The 26667-nt window shown below is 59.4% G+C and carries 30 protein-coding genes; 22 read left to right on the forward strand and 8 right to left on the reverse strand.

The window, feature by feature from the left end; translation table 11 throughout:
* The first annotated feature begins 88 nt into the window (after positions 1–88).
* The 6 genes from BN4575_RS04805 to BN4575_RS04830 all read left to right on the forward strand — a co-directional run bounded on the left by BN4575_RS04805 (position 89) and on the right by BN4575_RS04830 (position 6277).
* Complete coding sequence (locus BN4575_RS04805) at positions 89–1351, forward strand: GntP family permease (RefSeq protein ID WP_042024193.1); 1263 nt, start codon at positions 89–91, stop codon at positions 1349–1351.
* A 9-nt stretch (positions 1352–1360) separates the two neighbouring features.
* Positions 1361–2494 carry a glycerate kinase gene (locus BN4575_RS04810; RefSeq protein WP_068977354.1) on the forward strand — a complete coding sequence of 378 codons (1134 nt, stop codon included), beginning with the start codon at positions 1361–1363 and terminating at the stop codon, positions 2492–2494.
* A gap of 227 nt (positions 2495–2721) precedes the next feature.
* Positions 2722–3285 carry an NnrU family protein gene (locus BN4575_RS04815; RefSeq protein ID WP_068977355.1) on the forward strand — a complete coding sequence of 188 codons (564 nt, stop codon included), beginning with the start codon at positions 2722–2724 and terminating at the stop codon, positions 3283–3285.
* Between the two features lie 58 nt (positions 3286–3343).
* A complete protein-coding gene (locus tag BN4575_RS04820) occupies positions 3344–3880 on the forward strand; it encodes a glutathione peroxidase (RefSeq protein ID WP_042024200.1) in 537 nt (178 codons plus the stop codon).
* 82 nt (positions 3881–3962) lie between these two features.
* Complete coding sequence (locus BN4575_RS04825; protein ID WP_068977356.1) at positions 3963–4898, forward strand: LysR family transcriptional regulator; 936 nt, start codon at positions 3963–3965, stop codon at positions 4896–4898.
* Positions 4899–5080: 182 nt separating this feature from the next.
* On the forward strand, positions 5081–6277 hold the full coding sequence (locus BN4575_RS04830) for a NupC/NupG family nucleoside CNT transporter (protein ID WP_068977357.1): 1197 nt from the start codon (positions 5081–5083) through the stop codon (positions 6275–6277).
* Between the two features lie 71 nt (positions 6278–6348).
* Here BN4575_RS04830 and BN4575_RS04835 read toward each other — a convergent pair whose 3' ends face one another.
* From BN4575_RS04835 to BN4575_RS04855, 5 genes are all read right to left on the reverse strand, one after another.
* Complete coding sequence (locus BN4575_RS04835; protein WP_068977358.1) at positions 6349–6768, reverse strand: DUF4426 domain-containing protein; 420 nt, start codon at positions 6766–6768, stop codon at positions 6349–6351.
* 43 nt (positions 6769–6811) lie between these two features.
* Positions 6812–7114 carry a DUF167 family protein YggU gene (gene yggU, locus BN4575_RS04840; protein WP_068977359.1) on the reverse strand — a complete coding sequence of 101 codons (303 nt, stop codon included), beginning with the start codon at positions 7112–7114 and terminating at the stop codon, positions 6812–6814.
* Entirely contained in the window at positions 7114–7665 is a 552-nt protein-coding gene (locus BN4575_RS04845) for a YggT family protein (RefSeq protein WP_068977360.1), read from the reverse strand. The genes yggU and BN4575_RS04845 overlap by 1 nt, the downstream gene beginning before the upstream one ends.
* Positions 7666–7676: 11 nt before the next feature.
* On the reverse strand, positions 7677–8501 hold the full coding sequence (proC, locus tag BN4575_RS04850; protein WP_068977361.1) for a pyrroline-5-carboxylate reductase: 825 nt from the start codon (positions 8499–8501) through the stop codon (positions 7677–7679).
* A gap of 142 nt (positions 8502–8643) precedes the next feature.
* Positions 8644–9345, reverse strand: coding sequence for a YggS family pyridoxal phosphate-dependent enzyme (locus BN4575_RS04855; protein ID WP_068977362.1), 702 nt, complete (start codon positions 9343–9345; stop codon positions 8644–8646).
* A 39-nt stretch (positions 9346–9384) separates the two neighbouring features.
* Here BN4575_RS04855 and tapT point away from each other — a divergent pair, with 39 nt between their 5' ends.
* The 4 genes from tapT (at position 9385) to BN4575_RS04875 (ending at position 13000) form a co-directional block, all read left to right on the forward strand.
* A complete protein-coding gene (tapT, locus tag BN4575_RS04860; protein WP_042024218.1) occupies positions 9385–10419 on the forward strand; it encodes a type IVa pilus ATPase TapT in 1035 nt (344 codons plus the stop codon).
* A 28-nt stretch (positions 10420–10447) separates the two neighbouring features.
* The gene (gene tapU / locus BN4575_RS04865) at positions 10448–11557 is read left to right on the forward strand and encodes a type IVa pilus ATPase TapU (protein ID WP_068977363.1); all 1110 of its coding nucleotides are present in this window, start codon (positions 10448–10450) and stop codon (positions 11555–11557) included.
* A gap of 47 nt (positions 11558–11604) precedes the next feature.
* Entirely contained in the window at positions 11605–12378 is a 774-nt protein-coding gene (gene yaaA, locus BN4575_RS04870) for a peroxide stress protein YaaA (protein ID WP_068977364.1), read from the forward strand.
* Between the two features lie 196 nt (positions 12379–12574).
* The gene (locus tag BN4575_RS04875) at positions 12575–13000 is read left to right on the forward strand and encodes a hypothetical protein (RefSeq protein WP_042024223.1); all 426 of its coding nucleotides are present in this window, start codon (positions 12575–12577) and stop codon (positions 12998–13000) included.
* Between the two features lie 362 nt (positions 13001–13362).
* Here BN4575_RS04875 and BN4575_RS04880 read toward each other — a convergent pair whose 3' ends face one another.
* The gene (locus tag BN4575_RS04880; RefSeq protein ID WP_068977365.1) at positions 13363–13854 is read right to left on the reverse strand and encodes a methylated-DNA--[protein]-cysteine S-methyltransferase; all 492 of its coding nucleotides are present in this window, start codon (positions 13852–13854) and stop codon (positions 13363–13365) included.
* 30 nt (positions 13855–13884) lie between these two features.
* Positions 13885–14301: an alternative ribosome rescue aminoacyl-tRNA hydrolase ArfB gene (arfB, locus tag BN4575_RS04885; protein ID WP_068977366.1), complete on the reverse strand. Its 417-nt coding sequence runs from the start codon at positions 14299–14301 to the stop codon at positions 13885–13887.
* Between the two features lie 201 nt (positions 14302–14502).
* On the opposite strand from arfB, the gene glnK reads away from it, so the two are divergent.
* The 5 genes from glnK (at position 14503) to BN4575_RS04910 (ending at position 19896) form a co-directional block, all read left to right on the forward strand.
* A complete protein-coding gene (gene glnK / locus BN4575_RS04890) occupies positions 14503–14841 on the forward strand; it encodes a P-II family nitrogen regulator (protein WP_005341406.1) in 339 nt (112 codons plus the stop codon).
* Between the two features lie 257 nt (positions 14842–15098).
* Positions 15099–16106 carry a Fe(3+) ABC transporter substrate-binding protein gene (locus tag BN4575_RS04895; RefSeq protein WP_141689725.1) on the forward strand — a complete coding sequence of 336 codons (1008 nt, stop codon included), beginning with the start codon at positions 15099–15101 and terminating at the stop codon, positions 16104–16106.
* 39 nt (positions 16107–16145) lie between these two features.
* Positions 16146–17771 (forward strand): ABC transporter permease, encoded by a 1626-nt coding sequence (locus BN4575_RS04900; RefSeq protein ID WP_068977368.1) that lies wholly within the window; start codon positions 16146–16148, stop codon positions 17769–17771.
* 81 nt (positions 17772–17852) lie between these two features.
* A complete protein-coding gene (locus BN4575_RS04905) occupies positions 17853–18887 on the forward strand; it encodes an ABC transporter ATP-binding protein (protein ID WP_068977369.1) in 1035 nt (344 codons plus the stop codon).
* A gap of 103 nt (positions 18888–18990) precedes the next feature.
* Complete coding sequence (locus BN4575_RS04910) at positions 18991–19896, forward strand: Dyp-type peroxidase (RefSeq protein WP_068977370.1); 906 nt, start codon at positions 18991–18993, stop codon at positions 19894–19896.
* A 90-nt stretch (positions 19897–19986) separates the two neighbouring features.
* On the opposite strand, the gene argR is transcribed toward BN4575_RS04910, so the two are convergent.
* Positions 19987–20457 (reverse strand): transcriptional regulator ArgR, encoded by a 471-nt coding sequence (gene argR, locus BN4575_RS04915; protein WP_005340378.1) that lies wholly within the window; start codon positions 20455–20457, stop codon positions 19987–19989.
* 201 nt (positions 20458–20658) lie between these two features.
* Between argR and BN4575_RS04920 the strand changes: the two genes are divergently transcribed.
* The 7 genes from BN4575_RS04920 to BN4575_RS04950 all read left to right on the forward strand — a co-directional run bounded on the left by BN4575_RS04920 (position 20659) and on the right by BN4575_RS04950 (position 26664).
* Entirely contained in the window at positions 20659–21399 is a 741-nt protein-coding gene (locus BN4575_RS04920; RefSeq protein ID WP_068977371.1) for an ATP-binding cassette domain-containing protein, read from the forward strand.
* 24 nt (positions 21400–21423) lie between these two features.
* Positions 21424–22161: a transporter substrate-binding domain-containing protein gene (locus BN4575_RS04925; RefSeq protein WP_042024243.1), complete on the forward strand. Its 738-nt coding sequence runs from the start codon at positions 21424–21426 to the stop codon at positions 22159–22161.
* Between the two features lie 3 nt (positions 22162–22164).
* Positions 22165–22815 carry an arginine ABC transporter permease ArtQ gene (gene artQ / locus BN4575_RS04930; protein WP_042024246.1) on the forward strand — a complete coding sequence of 217 codons (651 nt, stop codon included), beginning with the start codon at positions 22165–22167 and terminating at the stop codon, positions 22813–22815.
* Between the two features lie 3 nt (positions 22816–22818).
* Complete coding sequence (gene artM, locus BN4575_RS04935; RefSeq protein WP_068977372.1) at positions 22819–23481, forward strand: arginine ABC transporter permease ArtM; 663 nt, start codon at positions 22819–22821, stop codon at positions 23479–23481.
* A 222-nt stretch (positions 23482–23703) separates the two neighbouring features.
* Positions 23704–24639: a malate dehydrogenase gene (gene mdh / locus BN4575_RS04940; protein ID WP_068977373.1), complete on the forward strand. Its 936-nt coding sequence runs from the start codon at positions 23704–23706 to the stop codon at positions 24637–24639.
* Between the two features lie 113 nt (positions 24640–24752).
* A complete protein-coding gene (locus tag BN4575_RS21155) occupies positions 24753–25715 on the forward strand; it encodes an IS1595 family transposase (RefSeq protein ID WP_083220992.1) in 963 nt (320 codons plus the stop codon).
* Positions 25716–26052: 337 nt separating this feature from the next.
* Positions 26053–26664 (forward strand): tetratricopeptide repeat protein, encoded by a 612-nt coding sequence (locus tag BN4575_RS04950; RefSeq protein ID WP_083221000.1) that lies wholly within the window; start codon positions 26053–26055, stop codon positions 26662–26664.
* Positions 26665–26667: the final 3 nt, after the last annotated feature.

Below are 26667 nucleotides of genomic sequence, written 5' to 3' on the forward strand. Positions count from 1 at the left end.
CACTGCCTTTTATTTGTCGTTTCGTCTAAAGATTTATCTCTTGGCATCCCCATAATGGCGAGCACTCTATCTATCCAAGGTGCCCGTCATGATCCCAGTTACCGCGCTTGGCGCCATCGCTGCGCTCTCCATCGCCATCTTCCTTATTCTGAAGAAGGTTCCGCCGGCTTACGGCATGATCGTGGGTGCCCTGGCCGGTGGCCTGATTGGCGGCGCCGATCTGACCCAGACCGTCGCCCTGATGATCGGTGGCGCCCAAGGGATCACCACGGCGGTGATGCGGATCCTGGCGGCCGGTGTGTTGGCTGGCGTACTGATCGAATCTGGCGCCGCCACCACCATCGCCGAGACCATCGTCAAGAAGCTGGGTGAAACCCGTGCCCTGTTGGCACTGGCGCTGGCGACCCTGATCCTGACTGCAGTCGGCGTGTTCGTGGACGTGGCCGTCATCACGGTCGCCCCCATTGCGCTGGCCATTGCCCGCCGTGCCGACCTCTCCAAGGCGGCCATCCTGCTGGCGATGATCGGCGGCGGCAAGGCGGGTAACGTTATGTCCCCCAATCCCAACGCCATCGCGGCGGCTGACGCCTTCCATCTGCCTCTCACCTCGGTGATGGCGGCGGGCATCATCCCGGGTCTGTTCGGTCTGGTGATGGCCTACTGGCTGGCCAAACGGCTGAACAACAAGGGCAGCAAGGTTGCCGCCGACGAGGTGGTGAGCTTTGACGGTGCCAAGTTGCCGGGTTTTGCCGCCGCCATCAGTGCGCCGCTGGTCGCCATCCTGCTGCTGGCCCTGCGTCCGGTCGCCGGTATCGTGGTGGACCCGCTGATTGCACTGCCCCTCGGCGGTCTGGTCGGTGCCCTGATGATGGGTAAATTCAGCAAGGTGAACCAGTTTGCGGTCGCGGGTCTTGCTCGCATGGCGCCGGTCGCCATCATGCTGCTGGGTACCGGTACCCTGGCAGGCATCATCGCCAACTCCGGCCTGAAAGATGTACTGATCAGCGGCCTGACCGCCTCCGGTCTGCCCTCCTACCTGCTGGCACCCATCTCCGGTGCCATGATGTCACTGGCGACCGCCTCGACCACAGCCGGTACCGTGGTGGCCTCCAACGTATTCAGCTCCACCCTGATTGAACTGGGGATCAGCAGTCTGGCCGGGGCGGCGATGATCCATGCCGGTGCCACCGTGTTTGACCATATGCCTCACGGCTCTTTCTTCCACGCTACCGGTGGCAGTGTCCACATGGGCGTGGGTGAGCGCCTCAAGCTCATCCCTTACGAAACTGCGGTCGGTCTGACCATTGCAACTGTCTCCACCCTGATGTTTGGCGTGTTTGGCCTCGCCTAAGGAATTGATATGAAAATTGTTATTGCCCCCGATTCATTCAAGGAGAGTCTGAGCGCCATGGCGGTGGCTGATGCCATCGAGGCCGGTTTCAAACAGGTGCTGCCAAATGCCACCTACGTCAAATTGCCGATGGCCGATGGCGGCGAAGGCACGGTGCAATCCTTGGTGGATGCCACCGGTGGTCACATCCTGCCGGTCGAAGTGACCGCGCCCCTTGGCAACAAGGTGCAGGGCTTCGTCGGCCTGTTGGGAGATGGCGAGCGCGCCGTCATCGAGATGGCCGCCGCCTCCGGCATTCATCTAGTGGCGCCGGAGCAGCGCAATCCGCTGCTCACCTCCAGCTTCGGCACTGGTGAGCTGATCCTGGCTGCGCTGGAGATGGGGGTGAAACACCTGATCCTCGGTATCGGCGGTAGTGCCACCAATGACGGCGGTGCCGGCATGATCCAGGCGCTCGGTGGCAAGTTGCTCAAAGCCGATGGCTCTGCCATCGCGTTGGGTGGTGCCGGTCTGGCCGAGCTCGCGTCCATCGATCTGAGCGGTCTGGATCCGCGTCTGAGCGATCTGGTTATCGAAGTGGCCTGCGATGTGGATAACCCGCTGTGCGGTCCGAAAGGGGCCTCCGCGGTGTTTGGCCCGCAGAAGGGCGCGACCCCCGAGATGGTGGCGCAGCTCGATGGCTACCTTGCCCGTTACGCTGATTGCATCGAACAGGCGCTCGGCAAACAGGTGAAGGATCTGCCCGGTGCCGGAGCCGCCGGTGGCATGGGCGCCGCGCTGGTTGGCCTGCTTGGTGCCGAGCTCAAGCCCGGCATCCAGATTGTGATCGAAGCCCTGAAGCTGGCCGATGAAGTGGCCGATGCGGATCTGGTCATCACCGGCGAAGGTCGTATCGACAGCCAGACCATTCACGGCAAGACGCCAATCGGTGTCGCACGTTGCGCCAAGCAGTTCGGCAAGCCGGTGATCGGTATCTCCGGTTGTCTGACCGACGACTGCGGTGTGGTGCACGAGCATGGACTGGATGCGGTATTCGCCGTGGTCAACCGCGCCATGTCCCTGCCGGAAGCACTGGCCACCGCCAGCACCAATATCGAGCTGACCGCGCGCAACGTGGCCGCGCTCTATCGGCTGCCCCGTTGATCTGATTTGGTTGCCGCCCGATATTCGGGCGGCGGCCATCCCTTGGCCCGTGAGGGGCCATTCTCATTTGATGAGAAATCCGGTTGCCCTTAGCACTTTTCGCCGACCCATCGAGGTCGGCTTTTTTATCTTCCTCCCTCTGCTGGCTTGCCGTCGTGCCACTGCTTTCTATAGGCGCACCTCTCCCTTTGCGGCATAGTGGTCGTACCAAGTACAAGGAGAGACTCATGTTCCTGCTGACTCTGGGGGTTGCGCTGTTTACCCTGATCCATCTCTACCCCTGTTTTGCCATGGCCCATCGGGCGCGGGTGCGCGAACGGCTGGGTGAGAATCGCTACAAGGGGCTCTTCTCCCTGCTGGTGTTTGTCGCCATCGCCTGCATCATCGCCGGTTGGCGCAGTGCCAGTTCGTTGCCGCTCTACTTCCTGCCCGAGTGGGGGCCGATGACCATGACGGTGATGATGCCCTTTGCGCTGATCCTCTTCTTCTCCGGTCAGGGGCCCAACCATCTGCGCCGTTGGCTGGTGCATCCCCAACTGCTCGGCACCCTGCTGTGGGCGGTGGCCCATCTGCTGGTCAATAGCGAGGCGCGATCGCTGGTGCTGTTTGGCGGCATCGGCTTGTGGGCGCTGGTGAGCATCATCTGGATTTCGGTGCGGGACTGGCAGCGATATCCCCGTCCGGCAGCTAACTGGACCGGCACCGGCATCAGCGTCGGGGCTGGCTTGGTGGCTACCGCATTACTGGTTTTCTGGGGCCACGGCTGGCTGACCGGCATTCCCCTGCATTGAGAGTGAACTGCGGCTCTGGTAACCGCGTATGATGGACAAAACAAAAGGAGTCTTGGCGATGAAATGGTTCACTCTGTTGCTGTTATTGGGGGCAGGTGCGGCCTCTGCGGCGTGCCCCGATTATTTCAATGTGGAGATGCGGGAGCTCAACAATGCCCAGCGCCACAACCTCTGTCAGCTGACCGAGGGCAAGGTGGTACTGGTGGTCAATACCGCCTCCTACTGCGGTTACAGCGGCCAGTTCCGCGATCTGGAGAAGCTCTACCAGAGCTACAAGGATAAAGGACTGATTATTCTGGGCTTCCCCTCCAACGACTTCTGGCAGGAGGCGGGCAACGAGACCAAGACCGCCGAGGTGTGCCGTCGCGACTACGGGGTCACTTTCCCTATGTTCAATCGGGTGGCGGTGAGTGGCTCCGATGCGGTGCCGCTGTTCAAGGGGCTGGCTGCAGCCGCTGACGGGGATGAGCCGAACTGGAACTTCCACAAGTATCTGGTGGGGCGCGATGGCAAGCTGATCGCCAGTTACGGCGCCAACCAGAATCCGGCTGACGATCCCCTCAAGTTGCAGATCACCCGGGCGCTGGGGCTCTGACCCTACCCCTTGGCGGGCGGCTCTGGAATAATGGACTCCCGCCACTCAATCTGGTTATTTTGTGCTGCAACGTCTCCCTCAAATGGTGATCTTCGATGCGCTGGTGCGCGAGCAGGGGATCTCTGCCGCCGCCCGTCGTCTCGGGGTCTCCAAATCCCATATCAGCAAGCAGCTGGCACTGCTGGAGACCACCCTCGGTGCTCAGCTGGTGCAGCGCACCACCCGCCGCTTCGTCCTGACCGAGCTGGGTCAGGAGTATGCCCGTCACTGCCATGCATTGGTGGCGGTGGCGCAGGAGGCGGACTCGATGATCGCCGAGCGGCGCGGCAAGGTGAGCGGCGTGCTCCATCTTGGGGTGGGTCAATCATTCGGCCGCCTCCATGTTCTGCCTCACCTCAAGGGGTTTCAGGACTGCTATCCCGAGCTGGAGCTGGAGGTCTCGCTGTTCGACCACAGAACCAATCTGGTGGATGAGGGGCTGGATCTCTGGCTCACCACCTATGAGGACAAGCCCGAAGGGCTGGTAGGCCAACGGCTGGCCGACATCGGCTTCGTGGTGGCGGCCTCGCCGGATTACCTGCTGAGTCACGGCACCCCGCTCCATCCGAAGGATCTGGCCCAGCATAACTGCATCACCTACCAGAGCCGCGAACGCCGCTATCACCAGTGGTCGTTTCGCCAGGGCAAGGAGCGCCAGACGGTACAGGTGGCGGGCAACTATCGGGTGGATATGGCGGAAGCGGTGCGCGATGCGGCGCTGGCAGGTCTGGGCATCGCCTATATCGCCAACTACCTGCTGGACAAGGAGTTACAGAGCGGCAAGCTGATCCCGTTGCTGCCCGGGTGGCGGCCGAACCAGCAGATGGCGCTGCATGCCGTTTATGCCCGGCGCGAACACCTGGATCCCAAGATCCGGCTGTTCATCGATTTCCTCAAGGCCCGCTTTGGCGCTGAACCCTATTGGGAACAGCGGTTGGCACCCTGGCTTGGGGGTAAATTGTCCGGCACGGAGGAATAATCGTTTCCATATAAAAACGCTGGCTTTCGCATGAAACTAAAATTGAGCCAAATCAGCCAGTTGGCGCAACCGATATCGTACAAACGTTTTTTCCAACAAGCCTGTAACCAAGCGGACTTGCAGTGATGGGGTGAGAGGCGCAGAATCCGCGCCCATCTTTTGCCCCACCTGATGGAGTCCCTATGATTGCCCTGCTCGGCATCCTGAGTATCCTGGCGCTTGCCGTGATCTGTTCTGATAATCGTCGTCGTATCCCGCTGCGAACAGTTGGCCTCGCCCTCTGCCTGCAAGTCATCTTTGCCGGTCTGGTGCTCTGGTTGCCTGCCGGTCAGCACGTGCTTAACGGGGTCAGCGAAAGCGTCAGCAGCGTGATCGGTTATGGTCAGGAGGGGATCGCCTTCCTGTTCGGTGATCTGGCCAAGTTCAAGCTGGGCTTCATCTTTGCCTTCAACGTATTGCCGGTCATCATCTTCTTCTCTGCGGTGATCGCCATCCTCTACCACATCGGCATCATGCCGCGGGTGATCAGCCTGCTGGGCGGTGGCTTGCAGAAGCTGCTGGGTACTGGCCGTGCCGAGAGTCTCTCCGCCACCGCCAACATCTTCGTCGGTATGGTGGAAGCGCCGCTGGTGGTCAAACCCTACCTCTCCAAAATGTCTGATTCCCAGTTCTTCGCGGTGATGAGCTGTGGTCTCGCCTCCGTCGCCGGTGGTACTCTGGTGGGCTATGCCAGCCTTGGGGTTGAGCTGAAATACCTGATCGCCGCCGCCTTCATGTCGGCCCCTGCCGGTCTGGCGATGGCCAAGATCCTGGTGCCGCCGAGTGCAGGCGAGGTCGATCACCATCAGGATGTGGTGATCCCCCGTGCCACCAACGTGATCGAAGCGGCGGCCGATGGTGCCATGTCCGGCCTCAATATCGCGGTGGCGGTCGGTGCCACCCTGCTGGCCTTCGTCGGTGTGATTGCCATGCTGAACGGACTGCTCGGCTGGGCTGGCGGTCTGGTGGGGCTGGATCTGAGCTTCCAGATTATTCTGGGTTGGCTGTTTGCCCCCGTCTCCTGGCTGATCGGTGTGCCCTGGGATCAGGCACAGGCCGCTGGCGCGCTGATCGGTACCAAGATCGTGGTCAACGAGTTCGTCGCCTTTATCGGTCTGGTGCAGGATCAGACCCTGAGCGAGTCGAGCAAGGCCATCGTGACCTTCGCCCTGTGCGGGTTTGCCAACATCTCCTCCATGGCGATCCTGATCGGCGGTCTGGGTTCCATGGTGCCGGAGCGCAAATCCTTCATCGCCCGTTACGGCATGCGCGCCATTCTCTCCGGCGTGCTGGCGAACCTGATGAGCGCCTGTCTGGCCGGTCTGTTCCTCGCGCTGTAACCAGGCGAGTGTCAGATTTGAAAACAACAAGGGCGCCGTGATGGCGCCCTTGTTGTTTCTATCGCTCACATTCAGTCGACGTAGAAGGTCTGCTGGAAGGTGAGGTTCTGTTGCTGCCCGCCGCCCATGATCTTCAGGGTGAACTGATAGGTATCTTCGTTGCGGTAGGGGAGGGTCGCCAGATAGTAGATGGCATCCCCCTCTTTTACCTCCTGAAAGCTCAGAGTGCGGATGGTGCCGGTCAGGTTCTTGGCCTCACCTGTGATACCGACCGCCTGTGCTTTCCCCTGTTTGTCTTGCACCGCAATATTGATGATGGCGTTGTAACGGCTGCGCTCCAGCCCGTTGGCTTTGGCAACCTCGGGGGTGAGGAAGCTGGAGTTGAAGGCGCTGTAGTGAACCTGCCAGGGCCCCAGCTCCTTCATCTGTTCTGCCTTGAGTGGCAGGGTCATCAGCAGTGCCAGTAAGCCACTCATCCAGACTGTTTTCATCTGTCATCCCTCTCATATCTACGGTTGGCACAGGCCGACTCATTCAGCCTTGCTGGTCATTCAACAGTGCACTCACTTCTGGCGGCCACTGTTTGGGGCTGTCGATGGCGACGGTTTTGTGCCGCCCCAGCTCGCCCCGCACTATGGTGACCTGCCCCTTGGCCACCTTGAACTGCTTGGCCAGAAACTTGATCAAATGGCTGTTGGCCTGGCCATCGACGGGCGGCGCCGTGATGGCCACTTTCAGCTCTTCGCCATGCAATCCGATGATCTGATCCCGACTCGCTTTGGGCTGGATCACCAGATGCAGTACCAGTTCATCCCCTTGTTGCAGGACGGCTGGCATCAAATCATCCACCACAGCTGGCCGAACAGGTCGCCCAGCAGGTAGTTGATGGCTTGCAGGCCGATAAAGGCGACCAGCACCGAGAGATCCAACCCGCCCAGTGCCGGCAGGATGCGGCGGATAGGGGCAAGGAAGGGCTCGGTCAGCTGATGCATCACGTATTCGATGGGGTTGCGACCCTGGCTGACCCAGCTCAGGATGGCGCGGATCAGCAGCACCCAGAAGATCATCGAGCCCGCTTTCTTCAGCACGGTGAGGGCGGCGAACAGGCTGATGTTGAGCCAATCCGCCAGCAGTACGTTCATGCTTTTGAGCAGCGCCAGCTTGGCAAATGCGATCAGCAGCGCCAGTACCACGGAGGCGAGATCGATGCCGCCAAAGCCCGGGATAACACGGCGCAGCGGGATCACCAGCGGATTGGTCAACTTGACCACCATCTGGCTCATCGGGTTGTAGAAGTCGGCGCGAGCCCACTGCAACCAGGCGCGCAACAGCACCACCATCAGGTAGAGATCAAAAACGGTGTTAATCAGAAAGTAAGCAGTGTTCATCTGGGCTCCTGTTAGAAGAGTGTTTCCATTTCGGCGGCGCGAGCAACGGCAGCCTGCATGGCGTGGGCAGTCAGCGGCATCAGCCCCTGCTGCTGGAAGGTGTTGATCGCCTCAAAGGTGGTGCCACCCTTGCTGGTGACCTGCTCACGCAAGGTCTGCAGCGATATATTTGGGTTTTGCTCCACCATGGCGGCTGCGCCCAGCGCGGTTTGTTGTACCAACAGGCGTGCCTGCTCGGGTGAGAAGCCCATCGCCTCTGCCTCTTCGGCGATGGCCTGCATAAAGAGAAAGAAGTATGCCGGGGCACTGCCCGCAGCGGCGATGACGCCGTTGATACCAGACTCCTGCTCCACCCAGAGGGTTTTGCCGACGGCCTGCATCATCTGCTCGGCAAAGTCGCGATCGCTGGCGGCAATATGCTCGGGCGCATAGAGGCCGGTCATTCCCAGACCCAGCAGGGCCGGGGTATTGGGCATGGTGCGGATGATGCGGTGGTGGCCACCGGCCATCTCGCCAAGGCGCTCCACCTTGATACCGGCTGCGATGGAGATCAGCAGCTTGCCTTCAAGGGAACCCAGCTCGGCAACCAGCGCTGCCAGCATGCCGGCCATCAGCTGCGGTTTGACCGCCAGCACGATCACCTCGGCATTGCGGGTCGCCTCGATATTGGACTGGGTGATGCGAATGCCGTAGTCGCTGGCCAGCGCCTGCAGCTTGGGCATGCTTGGGTTGGCGGCGGTGATCTGCCCGGCGGGATAGCCCGCCTTGACCAGTCCGGCAATGATGCTGCGGCTCATGTTGCCCGCGCCGATAAAGGCCAGAGTTCTATGCTGCATCAGATGCTCCTGTTGCACATGCGGTCACGGCACAGCTTGTGCTGCCTGCACAGGCTAACGCCAACATTCGGTGTTCCATCAAACGCTCCTGTTGATGAAGTCGCTGCAAGGGGTGGATGTATTTGTTATCCGCCAGCCCTGCTTATGAGTAGTCACGGGCGCCGAAGATGGCGGTGCCGACCCGCACCATGGTGCTACCGTGGGCGATGGCCAGCTCAAGATCTTCGGTCATGCCCATCGAGAGGGTATCAACCGTGGGGTATTGTCGCGCAAGCTCGGTGAACAGAGTCTGCATACGGGTCATTTGGGTGGCCAATACATTTTCATCGCTGGTGTGCTCGGGAATGGCCATCACTCCTCGCAATACCAGCCGCTCACTGTGAGAAACCAGTTCGGCGAGACGGAAAATCTCTTGCTCCGACGTTCCGGATTTGCTGCTCTCTCCGCTAATATTGATTTGCAGACAGATATTTAGCGGTGCCATGCTGGCCGGGCGCTGGTTGTTGAGGCGGTCGATCAGCTTGTCCCGATCCACGCTCTGTACCCAGTCAAACCGTTCGGCGACCAGTTTGGATTTGTTCGATTGCAAAGGGCCGATAAAGTGCCACTCTATGTCGCAATATTCCGGCTGCTGGCGCAAGGCATCGATCTTGGTCGCCGCTTCCTGGGCGTAGGATTCGCCAAAACAGCGCTGACCTGCGGCATGGGCAGCCATGACCGCCTCGGCAGGCTTGGTCTTGCTGACGGCAAGCAGGCGGATCTGCTGCAGGTTGCGGTTTGCCCGCGCAGCGGCTTGGGCAATACGTTCCTTTACCTGAAACAGGTGCTGGGCAATCTGGTTCATATTTCGTTAGTGATCTTGTGATGGGAGAATGACAAGTCTATGGATATCACAGAGTTATTGGCTTTCAGTGTAAAGCATAAAGCCTCGGATCTACACCTCTCGGCCGGTGTTCCCCCGATGATCAGGGTTGATGGTGAGGTGCGCAAGATCAATTTGCCCGCCCTCGAACATCGAGAAGTACATAGCCTCATTTATGACATCATGAACGATCACCAGCGCAAGGAGCTGGAAGAGAACTTCGAAGTCGACTTCTCGTTCGAGGTGCCCAATCTGGCCCGTTTCCGGGTTAACGCCTTTCAGCAATCCCGCGGATCAGGCGCAGTATTCCGGACCATCCCCAGCACTGTGCTGAGCCTGGAAGATCTTGATGCGCCGGAGATTTTTCGAAAAATTTCGGAATTTCCCCGAGGTCTGGTGCTGGTGACCGGCCCGACCGGCTCTGGTAAGTCGACCACCCTGGCGGCCATGGTCAACTACATCAATGAGAACTTCCACCACCACATTCTCACCATCGAAGACCCAATCGAATTCGTTCACGAGAACAAACGCTGTCTGGTGAACCAGCGGGAAGTGCACCGGGATACCAAGAGCTTCAGCAACGCCCTGCGCTCGGCTCTGCGGGAAGACCCGGACATTATTCTGGTGGGCGAGATGCGTGACCTCGAGACTATTCGCCTCGCCATGACTGCGGCAGAGACCGGCCATCTGGTGTTTGGCACCCTGCACACCTCGTCGGCGGCCAAGACCATCGACCGTATCATCGACGTCTTCCCCGGTGCGGAGAAGGACATGGTGCGTTCCATGCTCTCCGAATCCCTGCGGGCGGTTATCTCCCAGACCCTGCTCAAGCGTATTGGTGGCGGCCGGGTAGCGGCCCACGAGATCATGATGGGCATTCCGGCGGTGCGTAACCTGATCCGGGAGGATAAGATCGCCCAGCTCTACTCGGTGATCCAGACCGGGATGACTCACGGCATGCAGACCATGGATCAGAGCCTGAAGCAGCTAGTTAGCCGCGGCGTGGTGGCATCCCTCGATGCCAAGGTCAAGGCGGTTGATCCCAACAGTATTTAAGGACGCCAAACCCAGGGAGGGAGAGATAATGAATCTGGATGATCTGCTGAGCCAGCTGGTCGAGCGAAAGGGATCGGATCTGTTTGTGACGGTGGGCTCACCGCCCACCCTCAAAGTGAACGGTCATCTTGTATCGCTGGGGGGGGAGGTGCTCGACAAGAAGGGGGCGCTGACGCTGGTCAGGGATACCTTGAGCAACGATCACTTCGAGCGCTATATCCGCACCAAAGAGGCCAACTACGCGATTTATCGTGAGGCCCTTGGCCGCTTTCGGGTCAGCGCCTTCTGGCAGCAGGAGCAGCCCGGCATGGTGGTGCGCCGCATCGAAACCCGCATCCCCACCTTTGAAGACCTGCAACTGCCCAATATCTTGCAAGAGGTCGCGATGGCCAAGCGGGGATTGGTGCTGTTTGTCGGGGCTACCGGGGCGGGTAAATCCACCACCCAGGCGGCAATGATTGGCTATCGCAACCAGCATGCCGATGGCCACATTCTGACGGTGGAAGATCCGGTGGAGTTCGTCCATCAGCATGGCCGTTGTCTGGTGACCCAGCGAGAGGTGGGGATCGATACCGAGTCATTCGATGTGGCGCTGAAAAGCTCGCTGCGTCAGGCACCGGATGTGATCCTGATCGGCGAGATCCGAAGTCAGGAGACCATGGAGTTTGCCCTGCAGTTTGCCGAGACGGGCCACCTCTGTCTCGCCACCTTGCATGCCAACAACGCCAATCAGGCGCTGGATCGCATTCTCCATCTGGTGCCGCAAGACAAACACCGTCAGTTCCTGTTCGATCTCTCCTTCAATCTCAAGGCCATCGTTGCCCAGCAGCTGGTGCCCAGCATGGATGGCAAGCGGCGTTTTGCGGCATTCGAGGTGCTGCTCAATACCCCGCTGATCACCGATATCATCCGCAAGGGTGAGATACACCGGCTCAAGGAGGTGATGACCAAATCCTCTGAGTTGGGCATGCAGACTTTCGATCAGGCGTTGTTCAAGCTGTTCTGTGCTGGCCAGATTGGCTACAGTGAGGCCCTCGCCCATGCCGATTCGGCCAATGATTTGCGCTTGCAAATCAAACTCTCCGGTCAGGATACTCTCGGTACCGGCATGCTGGATAATGTAACGCTGGATGAATGAATCATGGGGCCGTGCTGTAGTTCGGCCCCTCGCCATAAAGGAACGTTATGCTGATTGTGGTTTCCCCGGCCAAAACGCTGGATTACGAGTCACCGCTGGTGACCCCCCGTTTCACCCAACCTGAATTGCTTGATCACTCCGCCGAGCTGATTAGCCGGGCTCGCCAACTGAGCCCGGATCAGATCGCCAGCCTGATGAAGATCAGCGACAAGCTGGCGGGTCTTAATGCTGCCCGGTTTGCGCAGTGGCAGCCAGACTTCACGCCGGCCAACGCCCGTCAGGCGATGTTGGCCTTTAAGGGGGATGTCTACACCGGATTGGCCGTCGAGGATTTCAGCGAGGCCGATTTGGACTTCGCTCAGGGGCATCTGCGGATGCTCTCCGGTCTCTACGGCGTGCTGCGCCCCCTCGATCTGATGATGCCCTACCGGTTGGAAATGGGGACCCGGCTCGACAATCGCCGCGGCAAGGATCTCTACCAGTTCTGGGGCGAGGTGATCACTCACCACCTCAACGACGCGCTGGCCGCGCAGGGGGATGAGGTAGTGATCAATCTGGCATCCGACGAGTACTTCAAGTCGGTACGGCCCAAGAGCCTGAAAGGGCGGATTGTCACGCCGGTGTTCAAGGATGAGAAGAACGGCCAGTTCAAGATCATCAGCTTCTACGCCAAGAAGGCGCGCGGCATGATGGCCCGCCACATCATCAAGCAGCGGCTGACCGAGGTGGAGCAACTGACCACTTTCAACGCGGAGGGTTACTACTTCGTGCCGGAAGAGTCGGATGCCAGCACCCTGATGTTTAAACGTGCCGAAAATTAATTACAAAAAGAGGGAACCAATCTTCCGACTCGCAGGTCTGAATATATGAATCCTCTGTTGTAAGCACTTTTTATTCGCCGACGTTTGATACGTCGGCTTTTTTATTGCCCGCTTTTACTGCTCATTGATTGTCTTCGCCGGGACAATGTGGTTCAGATAGACTCAAGACAGGGAGTGAGTTGTTGCGAGGTGAGTTATGGAACAGAAAAATGCCATTCGGCAGGTTGCCGTACCTTGGGCTCCGTCCCGCCAGCTCCCCCCCGGACTGGTCGTTGCCGAGCTGCATCAGGATCTCTGGAGCGACTCCCTGACCATCATGCTGGGCCGGGCGCGGAGCATAGATCTGCCTCCCCAAATTCTTTGTCGGGTGCATTTTCGCCATATTTACGCTTTGCGGGTGGTCGAGGATTGCGACTTGACCGAGGGAAAGGAGAGTCACTCCATCGAAGAGCAGATCCAGCTTATCACCCCCTCCCGCTTTGCCAGCTGGTTCCATCAAGAGTCTGACGGCCTGCATCTGGATGAAGATCTGCAGCACTACCGGATATCCACCTGGGATTACTGCGCAGATGTGCTGACCTCCTCTACGCCAGAACTGCAGTTTTTGCCCCAGAGCGAGTAGCTACTCCTGATAACAAAGAGGCGAAGGATGATCCTTTGCCTCTTTGTTTTTGCGTTGGTGCAGAGCGTGTGCTGCTCAGGTCACTCAGTCAGAGGGTTGGCCTGTTGTGTTGGCACAAAAAAAGCGCCTCAGAGGAGGCGCGGGGAAAAAGACAGATTGGAAGCGTCACATGGGTGCTACTTGAATAAGCGGATAAGCTGTCACATTCAAGCATAGGGTCACTATGCCCGTTGCAATCTGAAGTAGTTCTGAGGCAATTCTTCATTTTCTGTTCATCTTGTCAGCAAGGCGTGTCCTCTAGCTGAAAACCCTTCAGTTTTGTGGCGACATTGGCCATCACTTCCGCCGGAAGACTACCTATGTCATGGGGCCAGTTCGAATGCCGTGCCCACCTGTTCCAGTGCCAGCAACCAGCGCTTGATGGGAATGCCGCCAGCATAGCCGGTCAGATCGCCGCTGCGTCCGATCACCCGATGGCAGGGCACTATGATGCTGAGCGGATTGCGGCCATTGGCAGCGCCCACCGCCCGCACCGCTTTAGGATTGCCGATAGCCTGGGCAATCTCGAGATAGCTGACGGTCTCGCCATAGGGGATATCACACAGGGCGCGCCACACCGTTTGCTGGAACGGGGTGCCCTTCGCTGCCGTGGGCAGGTCGAACTGCTGCAACTTTCCGGCGAAATAGGCGGTGAACTGGGCGAGATAGGGTGCCAGCGCCTTGTCATCCCGTTGCCAGTCAGCTTGCGGCATGACGGGCCGCTCCCCTTGCATGAACTCCACGTGGCGCAGGCCATCCTCGTCGATGGCGACCAGCAGCGGGCCGCGGGCGTTGTCGCAAAAACTGTATCTCATCGGCTGACATCCTTTGGGGGCTGGGGCGGCTCAGTCCAGAACCGGCTTGCCGCGGGCGGATTTGATATCCCCCTTGCGCTTTTTGGCATCGACCCGTTTGCGCTGGGAGCTGCGGGTCGGCTTGGTGGCATGGCGGGCTTTGGGGCGCCAGGCTGCTTTCTTCAGCAACTCCACCAGACGGCTCATCGCCTCCTTGCGGTTCATGTCTTGGCTGCGATGGCTCTCGACCCGGATCATGATAAAGCCATCGTGTACCCGGCTGTCGCTCAGCTTGTCGAGACCCTCCTTGTAGAGGGGCGTCAGGCTGGGAGAGTTGCGGTAATCGAAGCGCAACCAGACGGCGGAGTCGGTCTTGTTGACGTGCTGTCCGCCGTTGCCCTGTGCTCGCATGGTCTGGAATTGCAGCTCATGCCAGGGCAGGGTGATGCTGTTGGAGATAACTAACATGCTGTTTTGCTCTTGTTTGGTGCATACCCGCTGGCCGCTGCAGCATGGTGCCTCATTATGGGGCGTGCTGGCCGGTTATGGGGATGTGCCTGGCGAATGGCGCAGGCATTAAACTCTATCTATATGAAATAAAACAATAAAAATACTTGGCATAAGAATTGAAACCCGATTCATGACACACCATGGATTGGGAGCAACCAGATGAAGCTGATTAGTGCGATTATCAAACCGTTCAAGTTGGACGATGTCCGCGAGGCTATTGCCAACCTGGGGGTGGAAGGACTGACCGTGTCCGAGGTCAAGGGGTTTGGCCGTCAGAAGGGACACACCGAATTATACCGGGGAGCCGAGTATCAGGTCGACTTCCTGCCCAAGGTGAAGCTGGAGATTGCCACCGCTGATGATAACGTGGAAGGGGTGATCGAGGCGATCTGCAAGGCGGCCTATACCGGCAAGATCGGCGACGGCAAGATTTTTGTCTACGACTTGCTGCAAGCGGTGCGGATCCGCACCGGCGAGAGTGACGACGAGGCGCTGTGATGAATCGCAGCCGTGACGTACAGATCTGCTGACCTCCCGACCTCGGGGAATTCGATGGGGTGAGAGCTTATTGAAGCCTGATTTACATAATGTTTTGGTAAGAAGCGGCCAGATGGGATTCCATCCGGCCCTTTTCATTTAGGGGAGATTAAATATGTGATGTGGCGACGGCGAGCGTTCTTGATCCGCTCATAAGATGTATGCAGAATGCAAACGGAAATCGTTATCACTCTGCATAGCAAATCAAGGAATGGATGATGAAAATGAAGATGTTGGCACTGGCTTTCTCTGCGTTGGCGGCTCAATCGGCATTGGCGGCCGGGGAAGTGAATGTCTACTCCAACCGGCAGGATGAGCTGATCAAGCCCATCATCCAGCAGTTCGAGAAGGAATCTGGCATCAAGGTGAACGTGGTGTTCGCCAAAGAGGGGTTGAACGAGCGTCTGGAGCGGGAAGGCAAGCTCTCCCCGGCCGACCTGATGCTGACTGTCGATATCAGCCGTCTGACCGATCTGGTGGACAAGGGGCTGGTGCAGCCGGTAGACAGCAAGATCCTGCAGGAGAACATCCCCTCCATCTATCGTGATCCGGAGAATCGTTGGTTCGCCCTGACCACCCGGGTGCGCGCCATCTACTCCAGCAAGGATCGTCTCGGCAAGCTCGACACCATCAGCTACGAAGATCTGGCCAAGCCGGAATTCAAAGGGAAAATCTGCACCCGCAGCGGCAAGCATGAGTACAATGTGGCGCTGGTCTCCTCCATGATTGCCCATCACGGCATGGCCGAGACCAAAACTTGGCTGGAAGGGGTCAAGGCCAACCTGGCGCGCAAGCCGCAAGGCAACGACCGGGATCAGGTCAAGGCGATCAAGGATGGTATCTGTGACGTGTCGCTCGGCAACAGCTACTATCTGGGCGCCATGTTGAAAGATCCGGCGCAAAAATCCTGGGCGGATGCGGTCTATATCAACTTCCCGAACCAGGCTGACCGCGGTGCCCACGTCAACGTGAGCGGCGTGGCCATGACCAAGTATGCCAAGAACAAAGAGGCCGCTCAGAAGCTGATGGAGTTTCTGGCTGGCGACACCGCCCAGCACATGTATGCGGACGTGAATGCCGAGTATCCGGTCAAGGCCGGGGTCGAGCCTTCCGCCATGGTCAAGTCCTGGGGCAGTTTCAAGTCTGACGCACTACCGGTCAGCGATTATGCCAAGCACCGCAAGGACGCCTTGCAGTTGCTGGATGAAGTGAAGTTCGACTTGTAATCAGATGGGGCCAACGGCCCCATCAACCTCTGTGGTCTCATGAAAAATTTTGGATGGATTACCGGCAGCTGGGCCACCGCCCTGCTGCTGGGTTTACCGGTGATTGCCCTTGTTTTCTCTGCCTTCTCGGCTGAGGGAGATCTCTTTCGCCACCTCGCCGATACCGTGCTGCTCGATTATCTGGCCAATACCCTGGGGCTGGTGGTCGGCGTGGTATTGCTCAGCCTGCTGTTTGGCGTGCCTACCGCCTGGTTGGTGGCCATGTGTCAGGTGCCGGGGCGGCGCGCCCTGCAATGGGCGCTGATGCTGCCGATGGCGATGCCCTCCTATATCGTCGCCTACGTTTATACCGATCTGCTCGACTACTCGGGCCCGCTACAGGCCGGGTTGCGCGCACTCTTTGGCTGGAATAGTCCGGCCGATTACTGGTTTCCTGCCATTCGCTCCCTTGGCGGCGCCGCCTGGGTACTGGCGCTGGTGCTGTTCCCCTATGTCTATCTGCTGACCCGCGCCTCTTTTCTGGAGCAGTCGGTCAGCCTGATCCACTCCAGCCGCCTGCTCGGCTGTACGCCGTGGCAGAGCTTTCGCCGCCTCAGTCTGCCGCTGGCGCGCCCCGCTATCATGGTGGCGGTATCGCTGGTGGCGATGGAGACCTTGGCTGATTTCGCCACCGTCCACTTCTTTGCCATCAACACCCTGACCACGGCGGTTTACGACACCTGGCTCGGTTACGGCAGTCTGGCCACAGCGGCCAAACTCTCCTGCCTGATGCTGCTGGCGGTGGTGTTGCTGATCGCGCTGGAGCGCCGCTCGCGCAGTCGGCAGCAGGTGTTCCAGAAGTCGATGGGCCATGAGCAGCCGCTGCGCTATCCGCTCAGGGGGATTAGCCGTGGGTTGGCTGGTCTTTGGTGCTGGGGGCTGGTGCTGGCCGGTTTCGGTTTGCCGTTCGTCATCCTGCTCGATTACGGGGTGCGCTACTTCGAATTGTCGTGGACGCCCGAGTTTGTCCGCTTTGCGGGCAATAGTCTGCTCATCTCGGCGCTTACTGCCCTGCTGGCGATGGGGATTGCCCTGCTGCTCGGCTTCTTCCGCCGTCTCGATGGTGGGATCAAGAGCCTGCTGCCCCTGCGCATCGCCGCCATGGGCTACGCCATGCCGGGCACCGTGCTCGCCATCGGGGTGCTGGTGCCGCTCACCGCCCTTGACTTTGCCATCAACGATCTGGCCGAGTGGTTCGGGCGTCAGGGACCGGGCCTGCTGTTGACCGGCACCATCACCGCCATCGTGTTTGGCTATCTGGTGCGCTTCGTGGCCATCGCCATCGGCTCGGTGGAGAGCAGCATGGGCAAGATCTCCCCCAGTCTCGACATGGCGGCCCGATCTTTGGGGCAGGGGGATGGTGCCATGCTGCGTCGGGTTCATCTGCCGCTGGTGCGCCGTGGTCTGTTTGCCGGTGCCATGCTGGTATTCATCGAATCCATGAAGGAGCTGCCCGCCGCCCTGCTGCTGCGGCCATTCAACTTCGATACCCTGGCGACCCACGTCTACCAGTTCGTCTCGGACGAGATGCTGGAGCGCGGCGCCCTGGGCGCTATCGTCATCGTGCTGGTGGGGCTGTTGCCGCTGATCTGGGTCAACCGTAGTCTGGACAGTCCGGGCCACTGAGTCGCCACGTCGGCCAATGAAATTGCATGCGGTGCGCTGATCGAAAGGCAGCGCACCGCCAGAAACGAGAGGAAGTCAGCCTTGTCTTGTTTGCAGGTTGAAAATGTCAGTTGCCGTTACAACGGCCGCAATGTGCTGGAACAGCTCTCCCTGACGGTGGCAGACAACGAGATCGTCTGCCTGCTGGGGGCCAGTGGCTGCGGCAAAACCACGCTGCTCAAGGCTATCGCCGGCTTGCTGCCGCTGGCCGAGGGCACGATTCGCCTCGGCGAGACCCTGCTCGATGGGCCCGGTGCCAGCGTGCCGCCCGAGGCGCGCAATATCGGGATGATCTTTCAGGATTACGCCCTCTTCCCCCACCTGACGGTGGCCGACAACGTCGGCTTCGGTCTGACCCGACTCGATCGCCGGGCCCGCCAGCAGCAGGTGGACGAGGCGCTGGCGCTGGTCAATCTGCAGGGGTTCGGGGATCGTTATCCGCACCAGCTTTCTGGCGGTCAGCAGCAGCGGGTGGCCATCGCCCGGGCATTGGTGTGCAAGCCGCGTCTGATGCTGCTGGATGAGCCCTTCTCCAACATCGATACCCAGGTGCGGATGAAGTTGATCCTCGAGATCCGCGCCCTGCTCAAGCAGCAGGGGATCGGCGCCATCTTCGTCAGCCACAGCAAGGAGGAGGCCTTCGCCTTCGCCGATCGGCTGGCCCTGTTTCGCTCTGGTCATATCGAGCAGGTGGGTCAGCCGGAGCAGCTCTATCGCCGGCCGCAAAACCGCTTCGTGGCGGAGTTTCTCGGCGGGGTCAACTATCTGGCCGCCGAGGTGGTGGACAGCCACTGTGTGCAGACGGCGCTCGGGGTCATCTGTGGCAGCGAGCCTCATGGTCGCGCTGTGGGCGAGCAGTTGCAGCTGATGCTCAGACCCCAGCAGTTGTTGCTGGAGAGCGCCGCAGATGGCGAGCTCAAGGTGGTGGAGCAGCAGTTCCTCGGCCACCACTGCCGTGTGCTGTTCGAGTGTGGCGATCTGCAGCTTGAGGCGAGCATTGGCGAGCCCCTTGCAGGGATGCTGGCCCGCATCAAGGTCGCCCCCCATGGATTGGTGTTGTTTGACCCTTTGCCCTGAACGCGTGATATCGTCGTGAAATCAAAGAACTGGAACAACTCTGGTTTATAATCGCGCAACGCAAATAGCCCGTAACGCTAACGCCTACTCAGGGGAGAGATATATGAAAGCCCAAGCCGGGATCTGCGCAGAGCCGAATCTGCACGCCCTCTATCTGATGTTCAATCGCACTGGCGATGCCGCCGAACTGGTCGGCCGTCTGGCCAAGTTGCCCGCCCTGTGGCAGGCGGTGGCCGCCGATTTCCCCGATGCCGGGTTCAGCGGTCTGGTCGCCGTTGGCGCCGACACCTGGGATGGTCTCTATCCTGCTGCCCGTCCGCCCCAGTTCCGTGGCTTTATGGCGCAATCCGCCAACGGTCAGGAAGCCCCCAACACCCCGTTTGATCTCTTCGTGCAGCTGCGTGCCGATCGGGTGGACGTGCTGCACCACGCCGGTCACCGCGTGATGGCGCTGCTGGCCGGACTGGTGGAGCTGGCCGAAGAGGTGCGCGGTTTCCGCAACCTGGATTGCCGTGACCTGACCGGTTTTGTTGACGGCACAGAGAACCCGCAAGATGAGCATCGTGCCGAAGTGGCGCTGCTGGCCGAGGGCGAGTTTGCCGGTGGCTCTTACATCCACGTCCAGCGCTGGGTCCACGCCATGAGCGACTGGGAGAAGCTGGCGCAAAAAGAGCAGGAAGACATTATCGGTCGCACCAAGCCCGACAACATCGAGTATGAGTCTGCCGCCAAGCCGTTGACGGCCCACATCAAGCGGGTCAACCTCAAGACCCCGAAAGGGGAGTCCATGGAGATCCTGCGCCAGAGCATGCCCTGGGGCACCATGAGCGAGCAGGGGCTCTACTTCATCTCTTGCTGCCGCACACCGCTGCACTTCAACGCCATGCTGGCCAGCATGTACAAGGGGGAGGGCAGCCACTTCGACCACCTGCTGCGCTTCACCAAGGCAGTGACCGGCGCGGCTTTCTTCGCCCCATCGGAAGGTTTTTTGATGGCGCAGGGTAAATAAGCCCGCCTGACGAAAATGCAAAAAACAAAAATCCCGGCCTTGGCCGGGATTTTTCGTTCTGGCGTGACAGCTATGACGCGGTGGCGGCCATTACGGAGTCTGTTCGAACAGCTCGAGAGCGGAGAGGTAGAGCTCTTCGATATCGGTGTCGCTGGTCGGGGTGATGAAGATGGTGTCATCACCAGCGATGGTGCCGAGGATCCCCTCTGCCTTGCCGAGGGAGTCGAGCAGGCGGGCGATCAGCTGGGCTGCGCCCGGGCTGGTGTGGATCACTACCAGCGCGCCGTTGTGGTCAACGTCCAGCACCAGATTCTTGAGCGGGCTGGAGGTGGTGGGCACGCCCAGTTCCACTGGCAGGCAGTAGACCATCTCCATCTTAGCGTTGCGAGTGCGAACGGCGCCGAAGCGGCTCAGCATGCGCGACACCTTGGACTGGTTGATGTTCTCGAAACCCAGCTCTTGCAGAGCGGTGACGATTTCTGCCTGGGAGCCAAAGCGCTCTTCTTTCAGCAAGGCTTTAAAGGCCTTGGCCAGTTTTTCTTGCTTGTCGTTGTGTTTCATCTTGGTCTCACGAATGAGGAGGTGTGGCGGCCTGTGCGACACAGGCGGCAGATACGAACAGCGAGGCCATTTTGCATTCATATGCCGTTTTTTGCAAGGAAGCGGCGCTTGTTCTGCATATTGATTCAAAAATGGCTTGCATCGACCTTCATTAGGGATAGAATCGGGATGAAATTTTGAAAACTTATTCAATTGGGCTGTATGGGTATTGAATTAATAGGTATCGAGAAATCCTGGCACAAGGTGCCGGTTCTGCAACAGGTCAGCTTTCGGGCATCCCCCGGTGAAACCTTGGTGTTGCTGGGCCCGAGCGGTGCTGGCAAGAGTTCCCTGCTACGGATGATGAACCTGCTGGACACCCCGGATGCGGGTGTTCTGCGGATTGGCGAAAGTGAATTTTCTTTCCCGAACTCCCTCTCTGCTGCCGAATTCAACCGCCAGTCCCAACTGCTGCGTCGCAAGGTGGGCATGGTGTTCCAGCAGTACAATCTCTGGCCACATCTCACTGTGATGGAGAATCTGATTGAAGCGCCGGTCAAGGTGCTCGGCATGAGCAAGGAGGCCGCCATCGAGAAGGGGGCCTATCTGCTGGCCCAGCTGCAACTGGCCGACAAGCGCGATGCCTGGCCTGCACGTTTATCTGGCGGCCAGCAACAGCGGGTGGCCATTGCCCGTACCCTGATGATGGACCCGGAAGTGCTGCTGTTTGACGAGCCGACAGCTGCCCTCGATCCCGAGATCACCAAGGAGGTGGCCGAGATCATCCGCAACCTGAGCCAGACCGGCATTACCCAGGTGGTGGTGACCCACGAGGTCGACTTTGCCCGCAAGGTGGCCAGCCAGGTGATTTATCTGGAGAAGGGGCGGATCATCGAATCCGGCACCGCCGCCATTTTCCAATCCCCGCAAACCAGCCGGTTTGCCGAATTCTTGATGCATTGATATTGAATCGATAAGGAAGCTGTCATGAAAAAGAGTCTGTTGTTGGTTGCTGCCATGGGTCTGTTGAGTACCTCCGTCATGGCCAAAGAGATCAAGTTCGCCACCGAGGCCACCTACGCGCCGTTCGAATACCTGGATGACAAGAACGAGTTTCAGGGTTTTGATATCGATCTGGCCCGCGCCATCTGCGAGCAGGCCAAGCTGGAGTGCAGCTTCCACAACCAGGCCTTTGACAGCCTGATCCCCAGCCTGAAATTCCGTCGCTACGATGCCGCCATCGCCGCCATGGACGTGACCCCGGAGCGCTCCGCTCAGGTCGATTTCTCCGACATCTACTACGAGAACTCGGCGGTATTTGTGGCCAAGAAAGATGCCTTCAAGGGGCCGGAAGAGATGGTCGACAAGACCGTCGGCGTGCAGAACGGTACCTCTCACCAGTCCTATCTGGTGGATAACTGGGTGAGCAAGGGTCTGCTGACCGTGCCGTACGCCAGCTACCAGAGCGCCTTCCTCGACATGATGAATGGCCGTACCGACGGCGTGTTTGCCGATACCGCGGTTGCTGCTGACTGGCTGAAGCAGCACAAGGAGTATGCGGTGGTGGGTACGCCGGTGACCGATGCCAAGTACTTCGGTACCGGCTTTGGCATCGCGGTCGCCAAAGGCAACCAGGAGCTGCTGACTCAGCTGAACAAGGGGCTGGCCGAGATCAAGGCCAACGGCACCTATCAGAAAATCTTCGACAAATACTTCGCGCAGTAAGCCATGTTGAGCCTGTTGTTGGATGCAGCCTGGATGACCCTCGGGCTGGCCTTGGCATCACTGGTCGGGGGCATGGTATTGGCACTGGCGTTCAGTGCCGCCGAGCTCAGCAAACAGCGTGCGCTGGTGTGGCCGGTGGCCACTCTGACCACGCTGATCCGTGGCCTGCCCGAGTTGCTGGTGGTGCTGTTCATCTACTTCGGCTCGACCCAGGTGCTGTTCCTCATCACCGGCGAGTATGTGGAGTTCAGCCCGTTCGCCTGTGGCGTGCTGGCGCTCTCCCTGCTGTTCGCCAGCTATGCGACCCAGACCCTGCGGGCGGCGCTCAATGCGGTGCCTTCAGGTCAACGGCTGGCGGCGCTGGCGCTGGGCCTTGGCAAGGGCCATATCTTCTTTCGTATCGTGCTGCCGCAGGCGTGGCGTCACGCCTTGCCGGGCCTTGGCAACCAGTGGCTGGTGCTGCTGAAAGATACCGCGCTGGTGTCGCTGATCGGGGTTAACGAGATGATGCGTCAGGCGCAGATGGCCTCTGCCAGTACCTATGAGCCATTCACCTGGTATGCCGCCGCCGCCCTCATCTATCTGGCCATCAGTCTGGTAAGTGAGTTCGGCCTGGGCCTGGCTGCCCGCTACACCCGCCGCTACGGAGGCTAACTGATGCAAGAGTATCTCGTCACTTTGCTGGGCGGTCTGGTCACTACGCTGGAGCTGACCCTGTTCAGCCTGCTGCTGGGAATCGCATTGGCGGCCCTGATGACCTGGGTGCTGGAGTTGCGCCTGCCGGTGGCGACCCAGCTGGTGCAGCTGTGGGTGCTGATCTTTACCGGTACGCCGCTGCTTATTCAGATCTTCCTGATTTACTACGGGCCGGGTCAGTTTGAGTGGCTGAAAGCCAGCCCGCTCTGGCCGCTGCTCAAGCAGCCCTGGTTTTGCGCCGTGCTGGCGCTGGGTCTCAACACGGCGGCTTACTCCACCCGACTATTCAAGGGGGCGCTCGATGCCATTCCGGCCGGTGAGGTAGAAGCATGTCGGGCGCTGGGGTTCTCGGCTGGCCAGACCCTCTGGATGAAGGTGCGCCACGCCGCCCGTCATCTGGTGCCCGCCTACTCCAACGAGGTGATCCTGGTGCTCAAGGGGAGTTCCCTCGCCAGTACCATCACCATCATGGATATCATGGGGCTGGCTCAGGGGTTGAATGCCCAGACCTACGATACCCTGGCGGTGTTCGGGGTAGCTGGCGGGCTTTATCTGGCGATGAACGGATTGTTAACAATTGGGTTTCGCTGGTGTGAAAAACGGGCGTTGGCGTTTCAATCCTGAGTACCGCTTTAATACCTCTTTATTGGTAAGTGGAAGCACAAAAAAACTGTGCTTCCCCTCCAACTTTCTGTATTTAACCCTATTTTTTATTCCCGCTTGTTTCGTTGCTCACAGAACCCGCGACTGCAACTGTTATCAGATTGTTTTTTATAGGGGGATCAATTAAGGTTGGGCCCACAACAATAAACAACCTTAAACCTACGCTTAAACATGGAGTTGATCATGAAAGTTGCCGTTCTGGGTGCCGCTGGTGGCATCGGTCAAGCCCTCGCTCTGCTGTTGAAAAATCGTCTGCCGGCTGGTTCCGAACTGAGCCTGTATGACATCGCCCCGGTTACCCCGGGTGTAGCCGTTGACCTCAGTCATATTCCTACCGACGTCGCCATCAAGGGCTTCTGCGGTGAAGATCCGACTCCTGCGCTGGTTGGTGCCGATGTGGTGCTGATCTCCGCCGGTGTGGCACGCAAGCCGGGTATGGATCGCTCCGACCTGTTCAACATCAACGCCGGTATCGTCAAAAATCTGGTCGAGAAGTGCGCGGTCACTTGCCCGAAAGCACTGATCGGCATCATCACCAACCCGGTCAATACCACGGTCGCCATCGCCGCCGAAGTACTGAAGAAAGCCGGTGTCTATGACAAGCGCCGCCTGTTTGGTATTACCACCCTGGACGTGATCCGCGCAGAGACCTTCGTGGCCGCCGCCAAAGGGCTGAACGTCGACAAGGTACGCGTCAACGTGATCGGTGGTCACAGTGGCGTCACCATACTGCCGCTGCTCTCCCAGATTGAAGGCGCCTCCTTCACTGCTGAAGAAGTGGCTGCCATGACCAAGCGTATCCAGAATGCCGGTACCGAAGTGGTAGAAGCCAAAGCCGGTGGCGGTTCTGCGACTCTCTCCATGGGTCAGGCGGCTTGCCGTTTTGGTCTCTCCCTCATCAAGGGTCTGCAGGGCGAAGCCAACGTTGTTGAGTGCGCTTACGTGGAAGGCAACGGCGAGCACGCCACCTTCTTCGCGCAGCCGGTGCTGCTGGGCAAGAACGGCGTCGAAACCGTGCTGGATTACGGCAAGCTGAGCGCGTTCGAACAAGAAGCGATGGAAGGCATGCTGGCTACCCTGAAAGCCGATATCCAGCTGGGTGTCGATTTCGTCAAATAAACGGGTCTACCGTGCCAACAAGGGAGCTTCGGCTCCCTTTTGTATTGGCTCTGTCCCAATTATGTGTTGAAAGGCTAAGCTTGAAGTAGGCCATCACCTTGAGGTCTACCATCATGGATACCCCAGCCTTTCAACACCTGTTGTCTCTCTTTCCACAGCTTACCCTGCGCCAACGCCGTGTTGCCCGGCAGGAGCTCATGGCGCCCCACACCATTACCTCACTCAATACCCAGCTACCTGCATGCAGCGGTTGCCCACATTGTCAGGCCGATGCCAATCAGCTGGCCCCCTGGGGATGGAGTCGCGGACTGCGTCGCTACCGTTGCAAACTGTGTCTGCGCACCAGTACCGTGCTGACCAAGACCCCCTTGGCCAGATTACGTAAAACGCAGTGCTGGGAAGACTACGCGCAAGCCCTCATTGAAGGACTCACTGTCCGCCGGGCAGCTCTGCGTTGCGGGGTCAGCAAGAACACCGCTTTCCTCTGGCGCCACCGCTTCTTGCGTGCGATGGCCGCCCATCAAGCCACACGGGAAGAGGGCATCGTTGAGGTCGACGAGACCTTCTTCCTCGAATCGTTCAAGGGGCAACGGGGACTGCCGCGTCCGGCACGACATCGTGGAGGTAAAGGGCGAACCCGTGGAACCGGGCCGGATTACATCCCGGTGATGGTGGTGCAGGACCGCGCTGGCCATCATGCAGATTTTCAGTTGGAAAAGATGAATGCCGAAACAGTTATCGCGGTGTTGAAGCCCCTTGTCTCGCCGGATGCAGTGCTGTGTAGCGATGGTGCGGGCGTATATGCCAGTTTCAGTAAAGTGCAGGGAGTGACTCATCAAGTAGTGCGCAATCGTCAGGGTGAGCGGGTAGTAGGAGCATTCCACATTCAACATGTAAACGGATATCACCATCGATTGAAAGAATGGATGGTGCGCTTTCATGGCGTTGCGACTCACTACCTGAGGAATTATCTGGGTTGGCGCAGGATGCTGGAGCGTTACGGGAAGGGAGTGAATATCAAAGCGTGTCTGCATGAGGCGCTGGGGCACCCCATGCAACACGTAATTGGGACATAGCCTTTGTATTGATGAGATCTGCCCGCAGGCTAAGGGGATGAGGGTTGGTGCCGATAACAGAGTGCAGCAGGAGATCCTTATGATGAAACCCCTTACCCTTCTCGTTCTTGTCGGAGCATTCAGCGCGCCCCTCTATGGCGCCGAGGCGGTATCGGCTGCCGTATCGAGCGATGCGCCAGCGGTCAGTGCATCGATGCCGACCGAAAGCAGTGCTGCGATGGCAACAGCGCCGGTGTCTGCGGCTGCAGCCACGCCCACGCCCTCTGAGGCTGCCCCCGTCTTGCTCCCGGCCGAGCCGGTCACGCCGGTCGCCAGCAGTGGCGAGGGGGCGGCGCCGCTGCCGCAACCGGTGGAGCCTGCCGCTGCGGTTGCGACTCCCGCGCCTCTGGCTGCTGGCGAGTTGCAGGCGGTGCCGCTCTATCGTCAGGACGAACTGCTCAACTGGATTGAGCAGGGTCGTCATCTCACTCAGGTGAAGCAGGATCGCTGTCAGCTGACTCAGGATATCGAAGCGCGCGCCTCGGTGATGAAGATCCCGGCCTATCAATTCCTGTGGGGGGATATGCTGGCGTGGGGTGTTTGTACCAAGCCCAATGCCGAGCTCGGGGTGCAATACATGTGGGAGGCCGCCAATCAGGGGCTGGCGCCTGCGCTGGAGCAGCTGGGGCGCTACTACTGGAAGGGGACCATGGTGCAGAAGGATCTGGTGCGAGCCGAGACCCTGATGCGCGAGGCGGCCAGCCTCGGTTTTCTGCGTGCCCGCATCGAGTGGGTCGAGATGCTGCTGCAGGGGATGGGTAGTCCGCTCGATTATGAGGATGCCTACCGCTGGCTCCATGGCTCCGTCATCGGTGACCAGGCGCTGCACCAGAAGGCGGCGAGTCTGCTGAACCGTCTTGGTAACCGGATGCCGGCCAACGTGGTGGCCCGCGCCAAGGCGATGCACTGATCC

Origin of the sequence: Aeromonas sp. EERV15 (genome assembly GCF_900079845.1) — a bacterium.
In the GTDB taxonomy this organism is placed as follows: Bacteria; Pseudomonadota; Gammaproteobacteria; order Enterobacterales; family Aeromonadaceae; genus Aeromonas; species Aeromonas sobria.